This is a genomic window from Methylovorus menthalis (assembly GCF_020523625.1).
Taxonomy (GTDB): Bacteria; Pseudomonadota; Gammaproteobacteria; order Burkholderiales; family Methylophilaceae; genus Methylovorus; species Methylovorus menthalis.
In genome coordinates this window covers 1,055,736-1,073,453 of record NZ_JAJAQH010000006.1, presented here as the reverse complement: position 1 = coordinate 1,073,453, position 17,718 = coordinate 1,055,736, and the positions used below count along the sequence as shown (strand labels likewise).

General features: G+C 56.7%; 14 protein-coding genes. 9 read left to right on the top strand and 5 right to left on the bottom strand.

Annotated elements, in window-relative coordinates:
- Positions 1-23: 23 nt before the first annotated feature.
- Entirely contained in the window at positions 24-1,136 is a 1,113-nt protein-coding gene (gene queG / locus LG204_RS10975) for a tRNA epoxyqueuosine(34) reductase QueG (protein ID WP_230337307.1), read from the bottom strand.
- On the opposite strand from queG, the gene tsaE reads away from it, so the two are divergent.
- The 7 genes from tsaE to miaA all read left to right on the top strand — a co-directional run bounded on the left by tsaE (position 1,137) and on the right by miaA (position 8,843).
- Positions 1,137-1,604, top strand: coding sequence for a tRNA (adenosine(37)-N6)-threonylcarbamoyltransferase complex ATPase subunit type 1 TsaE (gene tsaE, locus LG204_RS10970; protein WP_230337306.1), 468 nt, complete (start codon positions 1,137-1,139; stop codon positions 1,602-1,604).
- Positions 1,582-2,967, top strand: a complete 1,386-nt coding sequence (locus tag LG204_RS10965) for an N-acetylmuramoyl-L-alanine amidase (RefSeq protein WP_230337305.1) — start codon at positions 1,582-1,584, stop codon at positions 2,965-2,967. Before tsaE ends, LG204_RS10965 begins: the two co-directional genes overlap by 23 nt.
- Before the next feature lie 25 nt (positions 2,968-2,992).
- On the top strand, positions 2,993-4,348 hold the full coding sequence (locus LG204_RS10960; protein ID WP_230337304.1) for an MBL fold metallo-hydrolase: 1,356 nt from the start codon (positions 2,993-2,995) through the stop codon (positions 4,346-4,348).
- A 68-nt stretch (positions 4,349-4,416) separates the two neighbouring features.
- On the top strand, positions 4,417-4,788 hold the full coding sequence (locus LG204_RS10955; RefSeq protein ID WP_230337303.1) for an antibiotic biosynthesis monooxygenase: 372 nt from the start codon (positions 4,417-4,419) through the stop codon (positions 4,786-4,788).
- 170 nt (positions 4,789-4,958) lie between these two features.
- Complete coding sequence (gene mutL, locus LG204_RS10950) at positions 4,959-6,833, top strand: DNA mismatch repair endonuclease MutL (protein WP_230337302.1); 1,875 nt, start codon at positions 4,959-4,961, stop codon at positions 6,831-6,833.
- 120 nt (positions 6,834-6,953) lie between these two features.
- Positions 6,954-7,793, top strand: a complete 840-nt coding sequence (gene thiD / locus LG204_RS10945; RefSeq protein WP_230337301.1) for a bifunctional hydroxymethylpyrimidine kinase/phosphomethylpyrimidine kinase — start codon at positions 6,954-6,956, stop codon at positions 7,791-7,793.
- Positions 7,794-7,886: 93 nt separating this feature from the next.
- Positions 7,887-8,843 (top strand): tRNA (adenosine(37)-N6)-dimethylallyltransferase MiaA, encoded by a 957-nt coding sequence (miaA, locus tag LG204_RS10940; protein ID WP_230337300.1) that lies wholly within the window; start codon positions 7,887-7,889, stop codon positions 8,841-8,843.
- Positions 8,844-8,880: 37 nt separating this feature from the next.
- On the opposite strand, the gene dapC is transcribed toward miaA, so the two are convergent.
- Positions 8,881-10,062 (bottom strand): succinyldiaminopimelate transaminase, encoded by a 1,182-nt coding sequence (gene dapC / locus LG204_RS10935; RefSeq protein ID WP_230337886.1) that lies wholly within the window; start codon positions 10,060-10,062, stop codon positions 8,881-8,883.
- A gap of 82 nt (positions 10,063-10,144) precedes the next feature.
- Here dapC and LG204_RS10930 point away from each other — a divergent pair, with 82 nt between their 5' ends.
- On the top strand, positions 10,145-11,023 hold the full coding sequence (locus tag LG204_RS10930; RefSeq protein ID WP_230337299.1) for a DMT family transporter: 879 nt from the start codon (positions 10,145-10,147) through the stop codon (positions 11,021-11,023).
- On the opposite strand, the gene LG204_RS10925 is transcribed toward LG204_RS10930, so the two are convergent.
- Both LG204_RS10925 and LG204_RS10920 read right to left on the bottom strand, forming a co-directional pair.
- A complete protein-coding gene (locus LG204_RS10925; RefSeq protein WP_230337298.1) occupies positions 10,980-11,777 on the bottom strand; it encodes an intradiol ring-cleavage dioxygenase in 798 nt (265 codons plus the stop codon). The genes LG204_RS10930 and LG204_RS10925 overlap by 44 nt on opposite strands.
- 99 nt (positions 11,778-11,876) lie before the next feature.
- On the bottom strand, positions 11,877-12,965 hold the full coding sequence (locus tag LG204_RS10920) for a PilT/PilU family type 4a pilus ATPase (RefSeq protein WP_230337297.1): 1,089 nt from the start codon (positions 12,963-12,965) through the stop codon (positions 11,877-11,879).
- A 222-nt stretch (positions 12,966-13,187) separates the two neighbouring features.
- Between LG204_RS10920 and LG204_RS10915 the strand changes: the two genes are divergently transcribed.
- Positions 13,188-15,545: an EAL domain-containing protein gene (locus tag LG204_RS10915; RefSeq protein WP_230337296.1), complete on the top strand. Its 2,358-nt coding sequence runs from the start codon at positions 13,188-13,190 to the stop codon at positions 15,543-15,545.
- 79 nt (positions 15,546-15,624) lie between these two features.
- Here the strand turns inward: LG204_RS10915 and LG204_RS10910 are convergent, their stop codons facing one another.
- On the bottom strand, positions 15,625-17,718 hold the full coding sequence (locus LG204_RS10910) for an O-linked N-acetylglucosamine transferase, SPINDLY family protein (protein WP_230337295.1): 2,094 nt from the start codon (positions 17,716-17,718) through the stop codon (positions 15,625-15,627).

Below are 17,718 nucleotides of genomic sequence, written 5' to 3'. Positions count from 1 at the left end.
ATGGCACTAGTTGAGGTGCGGCATTATAGCGCTGCCGCCGATAAATGTTCATGCTGTTTTAACGCCCAGCGCACATGCTCGTTGACCAGTGAGGATGGATGATCCAGCCTTTTCTTCAGGGCGCTGACGACCTCTGGGCTGGATGGTGCATTACCCAGGCCCACGGCAATATTGCGCAGCCATTGTTCGTGGCCAATACGGTAAATGGCGCTACCAGCCATGCGATCCTTGAACGTGGCCTCATCCCAGCCGAATAGCTCCACCAGGCTGGCATCGTCCAGGCCGTGGCGCACATGAAAGTCCTCCTGCGCGGTCAGCTGACCAAACTTGTTCCATGGACAGGCCAGCTGACAGTCATCACAGCCATAGACACGATTGCCTATCAGCGGCCGCAATGCTTCCGGAATGCTGTCCTTCAGCTCAATGGTCAGGTATGAAATGCAGCGGCGGGCATCCACTTCATAAGGTGCGACTATCGCCTGAGTCGGGCAGATATCCATGCAGGCGTGACAAGTACCACAATGGTTCTGCCCCGGCGTATCCACAGGTAACGGCAGATTAGTATAAATCTCGCCAAGAAAAAACCAGGAGCCAGCATCACGCGACAGCAGCAGGGTGTGCTTGCCGCGCCAGCCCAGTCCGGCTTTTTGTGCCAGCTCAACTTCCAGCACCGGCGCGCTATCGGTAAACACGCGGTAATCAAAGCTATCGTCGGTCAGCGGTGCAATGTGGGCGGCGATGCGATCGCACAGCTGCTGCAGTCGGCTGCGCAATACTTTGTGATAATCACGTCCTAACGCATAACGCGAAATGAAGGCGCTCGTCCCATCTGCCATGACCTCCCAGCTGTCGCGCGTAGCGGGGGGCTGATAGTTTATGCGGACTGACAAAATACGTAAGGTGCCAGGGACTAATTCCTGCGGGCGGGTACGTTTGCTGCCATGTTTTGCCATATAATCCATGGCACCATGAAATCCTTTTTCCAGCCAGGCCTGATGGGCAGGCTCCGCAGCGCTGAGGTCGGTATCGGTAATGCCGAGCTGGCTGAATCCCAGCTCTTGCGCCCAGCGCTTGATATCCCGCGCCAAGGCTGGCAGATCAATGGGCAACACAGGGCTGTCTGAAGTAAATTGCATATGGCACATGATATTACATTTGACCTGGCCGATGAGGCTGCCACCCTGCATTTCGGGGCGCAACTGGCAAAGGCCGTCACCCCGGGCTTAACCATATACCTGCATGGCGACCTGGGCGCGGGCAAAACCACACTGGTGCGTGGCCTGTTACATGCCCTGGGCCATGCCGGCAAAGTCAAAAGTCCCACGTATACTCTGGTTGAGCCTTATGTGCTGGATGCGCTAGCCGTATACCATTTTGACCTGTATCGTTTTATTGATCCTGAGGAATGGGATGCGGCGGGCTTTCGCGATTACTTCAATCCAGCCACGATTTGTCTGGTGGAGTGGCCGGAAAAAGCCGGCGAGCTCATTCCACAGCCCGATCTTGATATTCATCTCAAACCCAACGCTGGCGGCCGCAAGATATCCGTCAGCGCCAACAGTCAAACAGGGGAAGCTGTCGTTGAATCGCTTTCGCACGCTTAAACTGGCATGTTCATTCCTGCTGGTCTTTTTCAGTATCCAGGCTGTCGCCGCGACTACCGTGACGGCAACACGCGTCTGGCCAGCGCCCGATTACACCCGTATCACACTGGAATCAAACAAGCCCATCAGCTATAACCTGTTGCGCCTGAAAGACCCCGAGCGGCTGGTGGTTGATCTTGAGGATGTGGATCTCGGTTCCAATCTCAAAAGCCTGAGCGACCGTGTACTGGCATCTGATCCCTATATCCGCCAGATACGCGTTGGCAATTTCAAACACGGGGTCGTGCGCATGGTGATCGACCTGAAAACCGACATCCGCCCTGAGCTCGCCACGCTGCTGCCTGCCGGTGAATACCAGCATCGCCTGGTGCTGGATATTTATCCTGCGCTTGACCCGCTGATGGCCATGCTGGAGCAACGTGAAACGCCTGCCTCCAGTGCTGAGCAGGTCATGAAGCCGGATGTGAAGGTGCTGGCGCAACCAGAAACTGCGGCCCCGCTGGACACGAGCAAGGCGCCGGAGATCAATCTGCCCGGAAAACCCGAGCAAACCATGGCGCAGTCCATGCCTGAGGCTGCCAAAGCTCCTGAGAATGCAAAAGCGGCTCCCGTACTCAAGGCCGAACCCAACAAAAGCCGAGAGGGGGGACGTGTCATTACCATCGCCATTGATGCAGGGCATGGGGGCGAAGACCCGGGTGCCAAGGGCGCCAATGGGTCATATGAGAAAAATATCACGCTCGCCATTGCCAAGAAGCTTAAGCAGGCGGTGGATGCTGAACCCAATATGCGCGGCGTGCTGACGCGTGATGGTGACTACTTTATTCCGCTGCATGGCCGCGTCGTCAAGGCACGCAAGCTGCAAGCCGATCTATTCGTGTCGATTCATGCCGATGCGGCATTGAGTTCTCAAGCCAAGGGCTCATCGGTATTTGCCCTCTCTGAGCACGGCGCCACCAGTGCAATGGCACGCTTGCTGGCCCAGCGCGAAAACGAGTCTGACCTGATCGGCGGCGTGAGCTTTGATGTAAAAGACCCGTACCTTGCCCGTACCTTGCTTGATCTCTCGCAAACCGCCACCATCAATGACAGTCTCAAGCTCGGTAAATCCGTGCTGGATAACGTGGGCAAAATCAACAACCTGCACAAGCAAAGTGTGGAACAGGCGGGTTTCGCCGTGCTTAAGTCGCCGGACATCCCCTCCATTCTGGTGGAAACGGCCTTCATTACCAACCCGGAAGAAGAGCGCAAGCTCAATGATGAAAATCATCAGGATAAGCTCGTCGCCTCTATTTTGACCGGCATCAAAAAATACTTTGCCAGCAATCCAGCCCTGGCCAAGCCCAAAATGGCTGAAAAATAAGCACTGAAAACAGGCCAACCTGCTGATGAAAATAACATTCCTTGGTGCCACCGGTACCGTGACCGGTTCAAAATACCTGATCAACAGTGGCAGCAAGCGTGTGCTGGTAGATTGTGGTCTGTTTCAGGGTTTAAAGCAGCTGCGCCTGAAAAACTGGGCCAGGCTGCCGATAGACCCTGCGAGTATTGATGCCGTCGTGCTGACTCATGCGCACATCGACCATACCGGCTATCTGCCCTTGCTGGTAAAGAATGGCTTCAATGGCCGTGTGTATTGCAGCAGCGCCACGCGTGATTTATGCGAAATCATGCTGCCAGATTCTGCGCACCTGCAGGAAGAAGAAGCCCGCTATGCCAATAAGCGCGGTTTTTCCAAACATAACCCCGCCTTGCCTTTGTACACTCAGGAGGATGCTGCCCATGCATTGGCCTTGCTGACACCGGTGGAGTTTGATGAAACGGTAGAAGTAGTGTCCGGGGTGACCATCAAGCTTTCACCCGCAGGTCACATTCTTGGCGCAAGCTTGGTCCTGCTCAAGGATAGCGATACTTCCATCCTGTTCTCGGGTGACCTGGGGCGCTTGAATGATCCGCTCATGCTGTCGCCAACGCTTGTCGCAGGGGCTGACTACCTGGTGGTGGAGTCGACCTACGGCGATAGATTGCATGATCAATCCACGCCGGATGAGCGTCTGGCCGAGATCATCAACCGGACGGCACGTCGTCGTGGTGTGCTGCTGGTGCCCGTGTTTGCCGTGGGTCGTGCACAAGAGTTGCTGTATTACATCCACAAGCTGAAAAAGCAGGGGTTGATACCGGATATTCCGGTGTACCTGAACAGCCCGATGGCGGTGGATGCCACGGACATCTTCATGCGGCATGCGGGCGAACACAAACTCAATGCCGCAGAGTGCCGCGAGATCATGCAGACCGCACGCATGGTCAATAGCGTGGAAGAGTCGCAGGCGCTGAATGAAATCAACCATCCGGTGATCATTCTGGCCGCAAGCGGCATGGCTTCAGGCGGGCGCGTGGTTCACCATGTCAAGGCTTTCGGGCCAGACCCACGCAACACCATTCTGTTTGCGGGTTATCAGGCCGCTGGCACGCGCGGGGCGGCGATGATCAACGGCGCTACCAGCGTCAAGATTCATGGAGGCTATGTGCCCATTAATGCCGAGGTGGAATTCATTTCAAGCTTTTCTGCACACGCGGATTACAATGAGATATTGCATTGGCTGGATAATTTCAGCGCGCCGCCGAAGCGTACCTTTATCACGCACGGCGAACCAATTGCGGCTGATGCCCTCAGACTTCGCATTGAGGAACGGTTTGCATGGAATGTGACCGTGCCTGAATATCTTGAGTCCGTGGATTTGTGATCCATAGCCACGACCCAGGAGTAATGTAGTTGTATCGTTTATTTGTAACACCTGACCAAGGATAGGAAATGAGTAAAACAGCGTTATATGTTCGCCTGGAGGCAAAACCGGAAAAGGCGAAAGAGGTAGAGGAATTCCTGAAAAATGCACTGCCTCTGGTGTTGGCCGAGAGTGAAACCATTACCTGGTATGCCCTCAAGTTCACCGATACGGCATACGGTATTTTTGACAGCTTCAGTAGCGAAGATGGCCGTAACAGCCATCTGAAAGGCAAAGTGGCGGATGCTTTGTTTGCTGTCGCTGACGATCTTCTGGCCGAACAGCCCGTGATCATCCCGGTGGATTTGCTGGCGTCCAAAATCGGTGCGGAAAGCGAAGTGGCGGGTGCCCAGAGCGTGAACACCAAGAAATACGGCCTGCGCTTTATCGATGGTTTGTAAGATCGACAGTTTGTAAGCTGTTTGTCCCAATGCGCCTGGTCGCTGCATTGGAACAAATCTCCCACCGGTTTTAGCCGCCTAGATGGCTAAAATCGCATAGGTAATCATGGCAGGCTGCGGTTAAAATAGGCTTTCCATGATTACCCGGCCCCTTTTGCGCCCATTCATCCATGCCCCTGATTAAACTTCTGCCAGACCAGCTTATCAGCCAGATTGCGGCTGGCGAGGTGGTAGAGCGTCCTGCCTCTGCCTTAAAAGAGTTGCTTGAAAACAGCCTGGATGCTGGCAGCACCGATATAGCCGTGACACTGGGGCAGGGCGGCGTGAAGTTGCTGCGCGTGACGGATGATGGCAATGGCATTCCGCATGGTGATCTCACTCTCGCGCTCACGCGGCATGCCACCAGCAAAATTGCCTCGCTCGATGATCTTGAAAGCGTTGCCAGCCTAGGCTTCCGTGGCGAGGCACTGGCTAGTATTGCTTCCATTTCGCGCACCTCCATTACCAGCCGTCACGCGGAAGCCAGCCATGCCTGGCGTATTGCCGCCGATGGCGGCCTGCTGGCCGATGCGTCACCCGCGGCACTGGATCGCGGCACCATCGTGGAAGTCCAGGATATTTATTTCAACACGCCAGCCCGGCGCAAATTCCTGAAAACCGAGCAAACCGAATTCGGCCATTGTGAAGAAGCTTTTCGGCGCATTGCGCTATCTCGCCCCGACGTAGGCTTCATGCTGCAGCATAATGGCCGGGCCTTGATGCGCCTCGCACCAGGCGAGGCCAAGCGTCGTTTCACCGAAGTGCTGGGGCCGGATTTCTCGGCAGAAGCATTTGAGGTAGATGAATCTGCCGGTGGCTTGCGGCTGTGGGGCATGGCCGCCAAGTCGACGTTTTCACGCAGTGCTCGCGATACGCAATATGTGTATGTCAACGGCCGCTTCGTGCGCGACAAGCTGATCAGCCACGCCATTCGCCAGGCCTATCAGGATGTATTGCATCATGATCGCCACCCGGCCTTTGCCTTGTTTCTGGAGCTGGATCCTACGCTGGTCGATGTGAATGTGCATCCCAGCAAAACCGAGGTGCGTTTCCGCGAAGGGCAGGCAGTGCACCGGTTCATTTTCCATGCCTTGCACAAGGCACTGGCGACGCCCGTCGGCCTGCCAGCCAATGGTTTGGTACCGCCACCGGTCGCCGCACCTGTCCCTGCATATTCTTCCGGTATCCCGGCGGGTCAGCCTTATCCCAGGCAGCAAGGCAGCTTTGATCTGCGCGCCAATGAAGCGCCGGGGTTTTACCAGACCCTGTTTGGCGGCCTGCCTCGCGAGACTGTCGAATCGCCATCATCCTTTGCTTCCGTTGGCGTCACGTCCGCTGGCATGCAAAGTCTTCCATCGTCCTCGCAACAACCATCCAGCCTGAGCCCAGAGCAGGCCGCGCAGGAATATCCCCTGGGCTTTGCGCTGGCGCAGTTGCATGGGGTTTATGTGCTGGCACAAAACGCCTTGGGCCTTATTGTGGTGGATATGCATGCTGCCCACGAGCGCATCATGTACGAGCGCCTCAAAAATGCGCTGGATGGCGATAGGGTTCCCATGCAGCCATTGCTGTTGCCAGTCAGTTTCAATGCGGATCGGTTTGAAGTCGCCACCGTGCAGGAACAGCTGTCTACGCCTGAAGGCCAACAAACCCTGCACCAGCTTGGTTTTGAAATTGTGCAACTTTCGCCATCGACCTTGGCCGTACGCGCCATTCCTGCCATGTTGCAGGATGCCGATGCGGTGGCGCTGGCCCGTGATGTATTGCGCGACCTGCGCGAATACGGTGGCAGCCGCGTATTGACCGAGCGCCGCAACGAGTTGCTGGCCACCATGGCCTGTCATGCCGCCGTCCGCGCCAACCGTATTCTCAGCATCCAGGAAATGAACGCCTTGCTGCGCGACATGGAGGCGACAGAGCGTTCCGGCCAGTGCAACCATGGTCGACCCACCTGGTTTCAGGCCACGATGGCCGACCTCGATAAAATGTTCATGCGTGGCAAGTAGCCAGACCATGGATGTTCCCTTGCTGGCTTGCGCTGATCATGCTTTCTTCGTCATCAATGACTGCCGCCGTGGCCTATGTTTAGCCACATCCAAGCTTCAGTCTCTAAAAGATAATCTGTCATGTTGAAAACGCATTACACCTACCCACGTATCCTCTCCATCGCTGGCTCCGACAGCGGCGGTGGGGCAGGCATACAGGCCGACCTCAAGACATTTTCGGCGCTGGGTTGTTATGGCATGACCGCCATCACCGCACTGACCGCTCAAAACACCTGTGGCGTGCGCGCGATTCATGGCGTGCCGCAGGATATCCTGCGGGCACAAATCGACGCGGTGGTGGAGGATATAGGCGTGGATGCGGTGAAGATCGGCATGCTGCATGCGCCTGAGGTCGTCATGACGGTGGCGCAGGCGCTGGATGACCACGCATTGCCGCGAGTGGTACTCGACCCAGTGATGGCGGCGGCTAATGGTGCCCGGCTGATTAGTGATGAGGCGGTGCAAACCCTGGTGCGTGAGTTATTTCCACGCGCCAGTGTGGTGACGCCCAATCTGGACGAAGCCGCCATGCTGCTCGGGCGCCCATTGCTGACGCAGGATGACATGCTGCAGGCGGCTTCCGATCTTTTGCAGCTAGGTGCACGCGCGGTGCTGGTCAAAGGTGGCCATATGCCGGGGCACGATGTGGTGGATATTTTTCAGGAACAGGGCGGAGAGCCCCTGGTCATGCGCTCGCCCCGTATCGTCACCTTGAATCTGCACGGCGCTGGCTGCACGCTGTCATCGGCGATTGCCGCATTTCTGGGCTTGGGGGAGAGCTTGCCGCAAGCCGTGATCGCGGCCAGAGATTACGTGATGCAGGCGATTGCGGCAGGTGCTGCAGTAAAGATAGGTCAAGGTGTCGGGCCCATGAATCACGGATTTTCGCCTGTTGAAATGAAAATAAAATTAGATAAATAACAATAATTTAAGAATTTATATTCATGTTGATTATAACGAAGTATTCACTCTGGACAGACCTCACCAATGCTCATGCATGGATGGATGTTAGGCATGAGTGAGCTGCTCGCGCTCCCACCTGCCATCTTTCTGATGGGCCCTACGGCCAGCGGCAAAACCGGCCTGGCAGTCGCCCTTGCCCAGCAGCTGCCGGTGGAGTTGATCAGTGTGGATTCGGCGCTGGTTTATCAGGATATGGATATTGGCAGCGCCAAGCCGGATGCCGCTACCTTGCAGCAGGCTCCGCACCATCTGATTGATGTCATTTCCCCCTTGCAATCGTATTCCGCGGCGCATTTTCGCCATGACGCCTTGCAACTCATGGCGGATATTACGGCACGTGGCCGCATACCGCTGCTGGTGGGTGGCACCATGTTGTATTTCAAGGCCTTGCAGGAAGGGCTTAACAATCTGCCGCAAGCGGATGCCGATCTCAGGCAACGTCTGGATGAAGAGGCCGCCGAGGTGGGCTGGCCTGCCATGCATGCGCGATTGGCTGCCTTGGACCCGGAAACCGCCGCTAGATTAAAACCTACCGATTCTCAGCGCATACAGCGTGCCCTGGAAGTTTGCGAGTTGAGCGGTGGCCCGATGTCGGCCTTGTTTGTCGATGATAATGGCAGCACCTTCCCTTACCGCCTGCTCAAACTGGCGCTGGTGCCGTCAGATCGGAGCGTGCTGCATGCGCGTATTGCCGAGCGCTTTGACCTGATGCTGCAACAGGGCTTGATTGCCGAAGTGGAGCATCTGCGCCAGAAATATCCGGCCTTGCATCTCGGGCTGCCTTCCATGCGATGCGTGGGGTATCGTCAGGTGTGGGAATATCTGGATCAGCAGATTGACCATGCGACCATGCGTGAAAAGGGGATTGTTGCTACCCGGCAACTGGCCAAGCGCCAGCTCACTTGGTTGCGTGGCATGCAGGATACGGTCGAAATTGATTGCCTTGCCCCTGACCTTGAGGGAAAGGTATTTTCTACAATAAATCAGTTTATTGCAGGGGAAACCTGATCCCGAGTATACGGAATCAGGTAATGTAAAAACGACTTCAGCTCAGTGATTGGATGCGCTTGGCCGCATCCAGGCACTCTTGCAAAGAGGCCACCAGCGCCATGCGAATGAAGCCCTTGCCGGGGTTGATGCCGTGCGCCTCGCGCGCCAGGAAGCTGCCAGGCAGCACGGTAATGTTGAGGTCACGATACAGGCGAATGGCCAGGTCGGTATCGCTGCCATCGGTTTTTGCCCACAAGTAAAACGCCGCGTCCGGCCGCGAAGTTTCCATGGCACCTTGTAGCAACGGGGTCACCTGATCGAACTTTTCTGCATATAAACGGCGGTTTTCCTGCACATGCACTTCGTCATTCCAGGCGGCAACGCTAGCGGCCTGTACAGCCGGGCTCATGGCGCAGCCATGGTAGGTGCGATACAGCAGGAATTTCTCCAGAATAGTGGCATCGCCCGCCACAAAGCCCGAACGCATGCCCGGCACATTGGAGCGCTTGGACAATGAGCTGAAAATCACCAGTCGGCTGAAATCACGCCCCAGCAGATGGGCGGCCTGCAAGGCACCCAGCGGTGCTTCGCCTTCCTTGAAGTAGATTTCGGAGTAGCACTCGTCGGCCGCAATGGTAAAGCCATAGCGATCCGAGAGCATGAAGGCTAGCTTCCATTGCTCCAGCGACATCACCTTGCCCGTGGGGTTGCCCGGCGAGCACAAATACAGCAGCTGGGTACGCAGCCACACGCTTTCCGGCACGCTTTCCAGATCCATGGCAAAGTCGTTTTCGGGCAGCGTATTCAGGAAATACGGTTCAGCGCCTGCCAAGAAGGCGGCCCCTTCATAAATCTGGTAAAACGGGTTGGGGCAGACCACAATCGGGGCTGGCCGACTGTTATCGATCACCGCCTGCGCAAAGGCAAACAAGGCTTCGCGGCTGCCATTAACGGGCACGATTTCCGTCTCGGGATTCATCAGCGGAATGTCATAGCGACGGCTTAACCAGGCCGCAATGGCTTCACGCAGGGCGGGCACCCCCAGAGTTGTGGGATAATTGGCAAGCCCTGCCAGATTGTCCACCAGGGCTTGCTGAATCAGCGCTGGCGTCGCATGCTTGGGCTCACCGATAGACAGGTTGACGGCGCTATAGTCCGGGTTGGGCTTGATGCCGGCAAACAGGTCGCGCAGTCGCTGAAAAGGGTAGGGCTGTAATTTGTTCAGGTTTGGATTCATCTTCATATTTTAACGCAAGTCCGCACGGCGCGGGCTGTTGCAACGGGCCGAATGGCGGGCCATCTTCAAGAAAAGACGTTTTGTGGCATCGCAAAAAACAACGCAAACCATTGCAAGCGCAGGCTTGCTGTTTGGCGCCCTCTGCTGGGGCGTGGTCTGGTATCCCTATCGCTTGATGCAGGAGGCTGGCGTCTCGGGGGTGGCTTCCAGCTTTTACACCTATAGCCTGACTGTTTTTCTGGCAGCGCTCCTGTTCGGTCGCCACTGGCGCGGGCTTTTCAATCAACCCGCCAGCATATTCTGGTTATGTCTGGTCGCTGGCTGGACCAATCTGAGTTATGTACTGGCCGTGATTGATGGCGAGGTCATGCGCGTCATGCTGCTGTTTTATCTTTCCCCTCTGTGGACCCTGATTCTGGCGCATTTCTGGTTGAAGGAGCGGGTGGATGGCAAGCGGCTGGCAGTGATCGCGGTATCGCTGACTGGTGCATTCATCATGCTCTGGCAGCCCGGCGAGTTGCCGTTGCCCAGCAGTCGCGCTGATTGGCTGGGGTTGTCTTCGGGCATTGGCTTTGCGCTGACCAATGTCATTACACGCAAGTCGGCACATTTGAGTATCGTCGCCAAGTCGATGGCGGTATGGGTGGGGGTGATCGGCATGTGCCTGGTATTTCTGCCGTTTCAGCCGCTGGCATTTCCGACGCCAGAAACCTTCAGCCTCACCAGCTGGCTGATCATGGGGCTGATTTCGCTACTGCTGATGGCGGCGACGCTGTTCGTGCAATATGGCATCACCCATATTCCCGTCACCCGTGCCTCGGTGCTGTTTCTGTTTGAATTGGTAGTGGCGGCCGTGGCGTCGTATTACTGGGCAGGCGAAACCATGCAGTGGAACGAGTGGCTGGGGGGCGGGCTGATTATCCTCGCTGCGGTGGCCGCGGCCCGGGCGGAGGCGGCATAGGACGGCCATCGGCGCCCAGTGGCATGCTGAATCCATCGGGAGCACCGACCTTGTCATCACTCAGGTCCAGTGCTACCGATATCCGGGCATGATAACCATCCGCCTTTTCTACAGGCGTCAGCAATAGCTGGCCACCATCCTTGCCGTAAAGCATGTCACGAGCATTGCGCGTGTCGCGTGGCTCGGGCCTTTTGTAAGGGGCTTGCAGGAATACAGCATCGCTCAGCCGGTCATCAAAAAACAGTTGCGAAGTAAATTCGTAGCTTTTCCCCGCGTCGTTCCGGGTGCGCACCTTGAAGTGGATATGCACGGCCCGGCCAGGATACCAGCCGGGATAAATGGTTTTGAAGGTCACTCTCCCAGCATGGTCTGACACCTGATACCCACGCAAGAACTTCTTGCCCAGCGTATTCATGTCACTTACCCCTGAATACACCCCTTGTGCGTCGCAATGCCATACATCGACGGTGGCGCCTGCCAGCGGTTCGCAGCTATGCTTTGCCAGATTCAGCAAGTCCATGGTCAATATCAGCGGCACACCAGGGCTGAAGAGATGCGTGACGGGATCAAGCCGGATATCGTTACGATTCAGCTGATGATCAACAAAGTAGGGGCCTTCCGTGCGCTCGGGCTTGGCGATGCACATCGCGTTGGCATTAGCACCCGCCCATATGGCACGACTCGCCAATGGCGCGCTCAACATAAAAGCAAGCAGTTTGCGGCGTAAGCCGGAGAACGAACGGGTAGTGGACATGCGTGAAAAACCGGGGTTACGGGAAGCCACCACTATAGCGTGCCCCGCTTGCCCCGACGGTTATCTCACTGGCAAAAAAATGTAAAACCGGCGCTAAGCTCAGGGCTCGTCAGATTCATCCGCAAAACGTATGCGCAAGGACAAGTCATTGCGTGAATCAGCATTCGCCAGCGCGTTTTCCTCGGTAATCCTGTCGTTGCTGTACAAGCGGAACAGTGACTGGTCGAAGGTGCACATGCCGATATCGTTGTTGTCGGCCATCACATCCTTGATTTCTTCCAGCTTGGATTTCTGAATCAGCTCGGAAATATAAGGTGTGTTGATCAATACCTCAATAGCCGCTGCGCGCTTGGTCAGCTTGCCGGGAATCAGGCGCTGGGAAACGACCGCCACCAGATTCATGGCAAGCCCCAGCAATAGCCCGGCTTTGCCTTCAGGCGGGAAGAAGGAAATGATGCGCTCAATGGCCTGGTTGGCATTGTTGGCATGCAGGGTGGCCAGGCACAAGTGCCCGGTTTCAGAGTAAGCCATGGCGTGCTTCATGGTTTCCATGTCGCGAATTTCACCAATCAAAATGACATCCGGCGCCTGCCGCATGGCGTTTTTCAGGCCATTGTCAAAAGACAGCGTATCAATGCCAATTTCGCGCTGGTCCACGATGGACTTTTTGTGTTTATGGATGAATTCAATCGGGTCTTCCAGCGTCAAGATGTGACCGGTGGTATTCTCATTGCGATGATCAATCATGGACGCCAGCGTGGTGGATTTGCCGGAACCGGTGGAGCCGACCACCAGCACCAGGCCGCGTGGCCTCATGATCAGCTCTTTCAGGATAGGCGGCAGTCCCAGCGCTTCAAATGTGGGAATCAACGCCTTGATACAGCGAATGACGATAGCAACATCGCCACGCTGGCGAAAGATATTGACGCGAAAACGCGCGTCTTCGATTTCATCTACGCTGTAGGCGAAATTCATTTCCAGTGTGGCTTCAAATTCCTTGATCTGCTCAGGCGACATCAGGGCATAGGCGACTTCCTTTACCATGCCCGGTGCCATCACTTGCGTGTTCACTGGCAGGGTTTTGCCTTCGATTTCGATATGGATAGGTGTGCCGGTGCTGAAGAAAAGATCTGATCCGTTTTTATCGACCATGAAGCGCAATACCGGCGTGATATCAATGGCTGCCATATACCTCCCCTGAGCTTGTAATCGGCCTACTTTACCATAAGCCGAAGCAGCCGAAATTCGAGATGACAAAATGCAGTTGCCCGATAATGGTGCGCTATACTTCGGCATGCACGCGATGTTGGCAGGCATGCTGTCATGAGTGCCCTGAAACGGCCATTAATGAACTGCAGGGCATGGCACAAGGCTTGCATTAACCAACCGGAATTGACAACGACCCCACCTATGAAGCTTTATCTCAATACACACTTTCAAACCCTGAACATCACCGGTGGCAAAACCATTGCGTCCTTTGAATGTGCGGACGAAGCCGCATTGCTGGCGCGACTGGAAACCATCACGCAGGAATACCCAGCCCCGGCGTTGGACGAGGCCCTGGTTTACCTGGCAGAAAGCGATAGCCCGGCAAACCTGGAAGCTGCCCTGGCCGATATCATGCCATTCCGCACCTTCTACGCCCGCCGTCGTTACCCCTGGTTGCTGGGTGACCTTGAGCAGCATGTGCAGATGCATTTTCAGCCCATTGTCGACTTCAGCCAGAATGGCAAGATTTTCGGCTACGAAGCCCTGTGTCGCCTGCGCGATCCTGACGGTCACCTATTGAATGGTGAAGAAGCTTTCCAGCTGGCAAGACAGGTGCGCCGCACCATGGAGCTGGACATTGTTTGCCAACGTCTCGCACTGGCGGGCAAGGCCAACTCCATTGCCAAAGGCGTTCCGGTTTTTGTGAATGTCCTGCCGCAAACCATCATGCGTGACGACTGGCTGCCACCCTTGCTGGAAAACCTGACACGGCTTGGCATCGAGCAGCGCGATGTGGTGGTGGAGATCGTCGAAAGTGAAGATGTCTCGCCCGAGCTCCTCGCCAAGTATTGCGACATTATCCGCACCCACGGCCTGCGCATTGCGCTGGATGACATGGGCTCAGGCTTTAACGGCCTGCGCGCACTGGCCGCCGTGCGCGCTGACTTTATCAAGATTGACCGGGCCATTGTGCACGAGGCGCAGGGCAGTCGTGTACGTACGGTATTGCTGGAGGCGATTATCTCCATGGCCCAGCGCCTGGGTTGTACCGTGGTGGCCGAAGGTCTGGAGCGGGTGGAAGATATCACCTATTGTCAGGATCTAGGCCTCACTTATGCCCAAGGATATTACTTCGCCAAGCCCCAGCAAAAGCCGGTGAGCACGGTGAATTCGCTGCCCACGCGCGATGAGTCGCACCGCTCGCATATCCCGGATGAATTCCGCATTACCGAATTTGTTACTCGTGGCATGACCATGGATGTCAATACGCCGATAGACCAGGCCCGCCGCAACTTTCTGGAGTTTCCGGATGTGTCGATGGCCGTGGTGCTGGACGGACAGCGCCCGATAGGCCTGCTGAAACGCGGCAAAGCCTTCAGTTATCGCAATCTGGCGCTCAGCAATTACTGCGATCCGCTGCCCCGCATGGTGACCAACCGCATGCCGACCAGCATGCTGGCGCGTGGTTTGTATCTGGAGCGCGGCGAAGTGGAGCCCTGGGTGATGGTGCATGAAGATGGTACCTATATCGGCGTGCTGCAGCCGCTGGAAGTGCTGTCGCAACTGATCAGCCGCAAGACAAGCACCGGCAGCCTGCACCCATTGAGCCAGCTGACCACCGGCCCTACGCTGCGCCAGTCACTGGATATCAGCCTGCGCAACAATCCAACCACCGAGCTGGTGTATATCGATCTTGATCACTTCAAGGCGTACAACGATCGCTACGGCTTTATCCGTGGCGATGCCATGATCCGCCTGCTGTCCGAAATCGTGCGCCAGGAATTCCAGGGCCGTGTCGGCATGCTGGTCGGGCATATCGGTGGCGATGACTTTGTGCTGATTCTGGATCACTACGATGCTGAGTTGCCACAAACGCTGCTGTCGGTCATCCATCATTTCCAGACACTGGCAATACACCTTTACGACGAAAGCGATTTGCAGCGCGGCTTCTTCACGACCGAAGATGGCAAGGAGCACCCGGTCGCCAGCGTGTCGATTGCCGTAGTCAATGGCCGACAAGGTCGCTTGTCCAACAGTGTGGCCGCCGCCGAGCGCGCAGCGACGCTGAAGAAAATCGGCAAGTCCAACATCGGCAGCATCATCGTGGTGGAAGATGAGCCGCCACAGCTTATCCTGCCGGAAACCGAAGATTATTCAGACTGGCAGGGCCGGGCGCTGGAAGCCTTGCGTTCGTTGCTGGCATGGCACCGCAGCGAGGATGCCCACTGCCTGGACAGCTGCTTCTCTGAATATCCGTTTTTTGAAGTGGTGTTTGAGCTGGATGACAAGGGCGTGCAGCGCTATCCCAACTGGATCAACCCCAATATGTACGGCAAGATCAAGGCAGGTGGCGCGGGCGTGGACAGAAGCCCGCAAGCCTATGCCAACGTAGTGCTGCAAAGCCTCAAGCCGTATATCTCCAGCATTTACCTGTCGACTGCCACCGAAGATTTCTGCCTGACGGTATCGCTGCCGATGCTGGATGACAGTGGCCATTTGACTGGCATCCTGGTGGCCGACATCAGCATCGCCGCCATGGCCATGCTGAGCAGTACCTAGCGTCTAAAGTCGTATCTGAACCAAAGCCGGGCGGACTCTGCACAAGGGGCCGCCCGGCTTTTTTGCATCTGGTCAGCCGCTAGCGCTGTGCCCGCCAGATGTCCTGATATACCGCTTCCAACTTCTGGGCAAAGTGACGGGTATCAAACAGTGGCAGGTCTGCCGAGGCCTGCTGCAAGCGCTCGCGCAATCCCTCCAGGGCCTCCATGTCTTGCGCCAGACTGATGGCCATGGCTTCATAGGCCGCCATGTCAGGCGCAATCAGTTCGGGCAGGTTCACCGCATGCAAAAGGCTGCCCGCCACGCGCGAGGCAAAGGTGTCGCCACTGCAGGTCAGCACCGGCAGGCACATCCAGAGGGCATCGCTGGCGGTGGTGTGGGCGTTGTAAGGCAGGGTGTCGATGAATAGATCGGCCAGCGCATGGCGGGCGAGATGATCGGCCATGGCAACGCGTGGAGCAAACACCAGCCGTGCCGGGTCTACGCCCGCTGCCTTGGCTGCCTGCTGCAGGTTGGCGGTAGCAGTCGCATTGCTATCCAGCAGCCACAACACGCTATTGGGTGCTTGCTGCAATATCCGCATCCAGCAGGCGAACACTGTGGGGGTGATCTTGAAGCTCTGATTGAAGCAGCAGTAGACAAAGGCCTCCTCCGGCAAACCATAGTCCACGCGGGCTGGGGTTTTGCCGATGGGGCGGTTCCTGTCATTGGGCTGGTAGCTGCCAGGCAGCAACAGCAAGCGCTCGGCATAGTCCGGCTGGCTGGCGCCTGGGGTGATATAAGCATCACTCAGCACATAGTCAAACAGCGGTTTGCCATGCAGGCTGCCCATGGTGCCGGGAAAGCCTAGCCAATTGATGTTGATAGGTGCGGGGCGCAAGGCAACGATGCCGGTGCGGCTGCTTTGGGTAAAGCCGGTGAGGTCTACCAGAATATCAATGCCATCGTCATGTATGCGTTGGGCAGCCTCAACCAGCGAGAGCGCGCGAATATCGACAAAGTGATCCACCGCGTGCTGCAGGCGCTGCCGCTCGGGGCTGTTGTCATCCATGCCATACGAATAAGCGAACACCTCCAGATGATCGCGATCATGCAGTTCCAGCAACTCAGTCACCAGCGCTGCCAGTGGATGCCGCCGAAAATCGGCCGACAGATAGCCTATGCGCAAGTGCTTGTTCTCATGGCGGATATGGGTAAATGCCAGCTGTGGAGCCTGTACTGCCAGACTGCTATAGCGATTTTCCAGCCAGCGGTCTGCGCACAGGCGCTGCTCGGCGACTGTAGTGCCCGGCATGGCGAGAAAAGCAAAGGGCGAAATCTGCGCGTGCGGAGCGCTATGCAGCCAACCCCGCACTTCGTTTATCTGCTGCATCAATCCGCGCCAGTCGGCGGCATGTTGCTGCTGGTGTATCAGGTGAACCCGGGCATGGTAAAGATCAGGCTTCAGTGCCAGCGCGCGCTGGTAGCAGACAATCGCCTCGGGCAGCTGACCCAGCTCACGCAAGGCGTTACCCAGATTGTTGTGAGCATCGGCATCATCCGGCGCCAAGGCGATGGCACGCTGGTAGCTGGCGGCAGCCTGGGCAGTCTTGCCCAGCTCGCGCCTGGCATTGCCCAGATTGAAATGCAGGGCAGCATCGTTGGGGGCCAGCGTCAGCGCTTCTTCATAACAGCGTTCGGCCTCAGCATAGCGTCCGGCATCCTGACAGGCATTGCCCCAAGCCAGCAGGCTATGGCCGAGGGCATCACGCACCTCGGCTTCACCCGGATGCACGCGCAATACGCGGCGATAACAGGCGGCGGCATCTTCAAATCGCCCCAGTTCCTGATACAGGTTGCCCAGATTGTTTTGCAGCACCAGATCCTTGGGCGTCAGCAGCATGGCCCGCTCGTAGCTTTTCAGGGCCTCTTGCGGTTTGCCCGCCGCACGCAGGGTCAAGCCATGGTTGATGAGCATATCCGCATTGCGTGGTTCCAGTGCAATGGCTTGGGCGATCAGCTCAGCCGCCTCGGCGGCGCGCTCGGTCTGATAGCAGAGGATGCCCAGCATATGTAGGCCATCGGCATGGCGCGGGGCGTGTTGCAGCAACTGACGGTAGAGAAGTTCTGCCTGCTGAAAACGGCCTTCACGATGGGCGCCGCTGGCCTGTTGGTAAAGTTGCGAGGGTGACAT

Bases quoted from the DNA above. Each gene is read 5' to 3' on its own strand.
- queG (WP_230337307.1), bottom strand. From the start codon at position 1,136: ATGCAATTTACTTCAGACAGCCCTGTGTTGCCCATTGATCTGCCAGCC.
- tsaE (WP_230337306.1), top strand. From the start codon at position 1,137: ATGGCACATGATATTACATTTGACCTGGCCGATGAGGCTGCCACCCTG.
- LG204_RS10960 (WP_230337304.1), top strand. From the start codon at position 2,993: ATGAAAATAACATTCCTTGGTGCCACCGGTACCGTGACCGGTTCAAAA.
- LG204_RS10955 (WP_230337303.1), top strand. From the start codon at position 4,417: ATGAGTAAAACAGCGTTATATGTTCGCCTGGAGGCAAAACCGGAAAAG.
- mutL (WP_230337302.1), top strand. From the start codon at position 4,959: ATGCCCCTGATTAAACTTCTGCCAGACCAGCTTATCAGCCAGATTGCG.
- thiD (WP_230337301.1), top strand. From the start codon at position 6,954: ATGTTGAAAACGCATTACACCTACCCACGTATCCTCTCCATCGCTGGC.
- miaA (WP_230337300.1), top strand. From the start codon at position 7,887: ATGAGTGAGCTGCTCGCGCTCCCACCTGCCATCTTTCTGATGGGCCCT.
- dapC (WP_230337886.1), bottom strand. From the start codon at position 10,062: ATGAATCCAAACCTGAACAAATTACAGCCCTACCCTTTTCAGCGACTG.
- LG204_RS10925 (WP_230337298.1), bottom strand. From the start codon at position 11,777: ATGTCCACTACCCGTTCGTTCTCCGGCTTACGCCGCAAACTGCTTGCT.
- LG204_RS10920 (WP_230337297.1), bottom strand. From the start codon at position 12,965: ATGGCAGCCATTGATATCACGCCGGTATTGCGCTTCATGGTCGATAAA.
- LG204_RS10915 (WP_230337296.1), top strand. From the start codon at position 13,188: ATGAAGCTTTATCTCAATACACACTTTCAAACCCTGAACATCACCGGT.
- LG204_RS10910 (WP_230337295.1), bottom strand. From the start codon at position 17,718: ATGTCACCCTCGCAACTTTACCAACAGGCCAGCGGCGCCCATCGTGAA.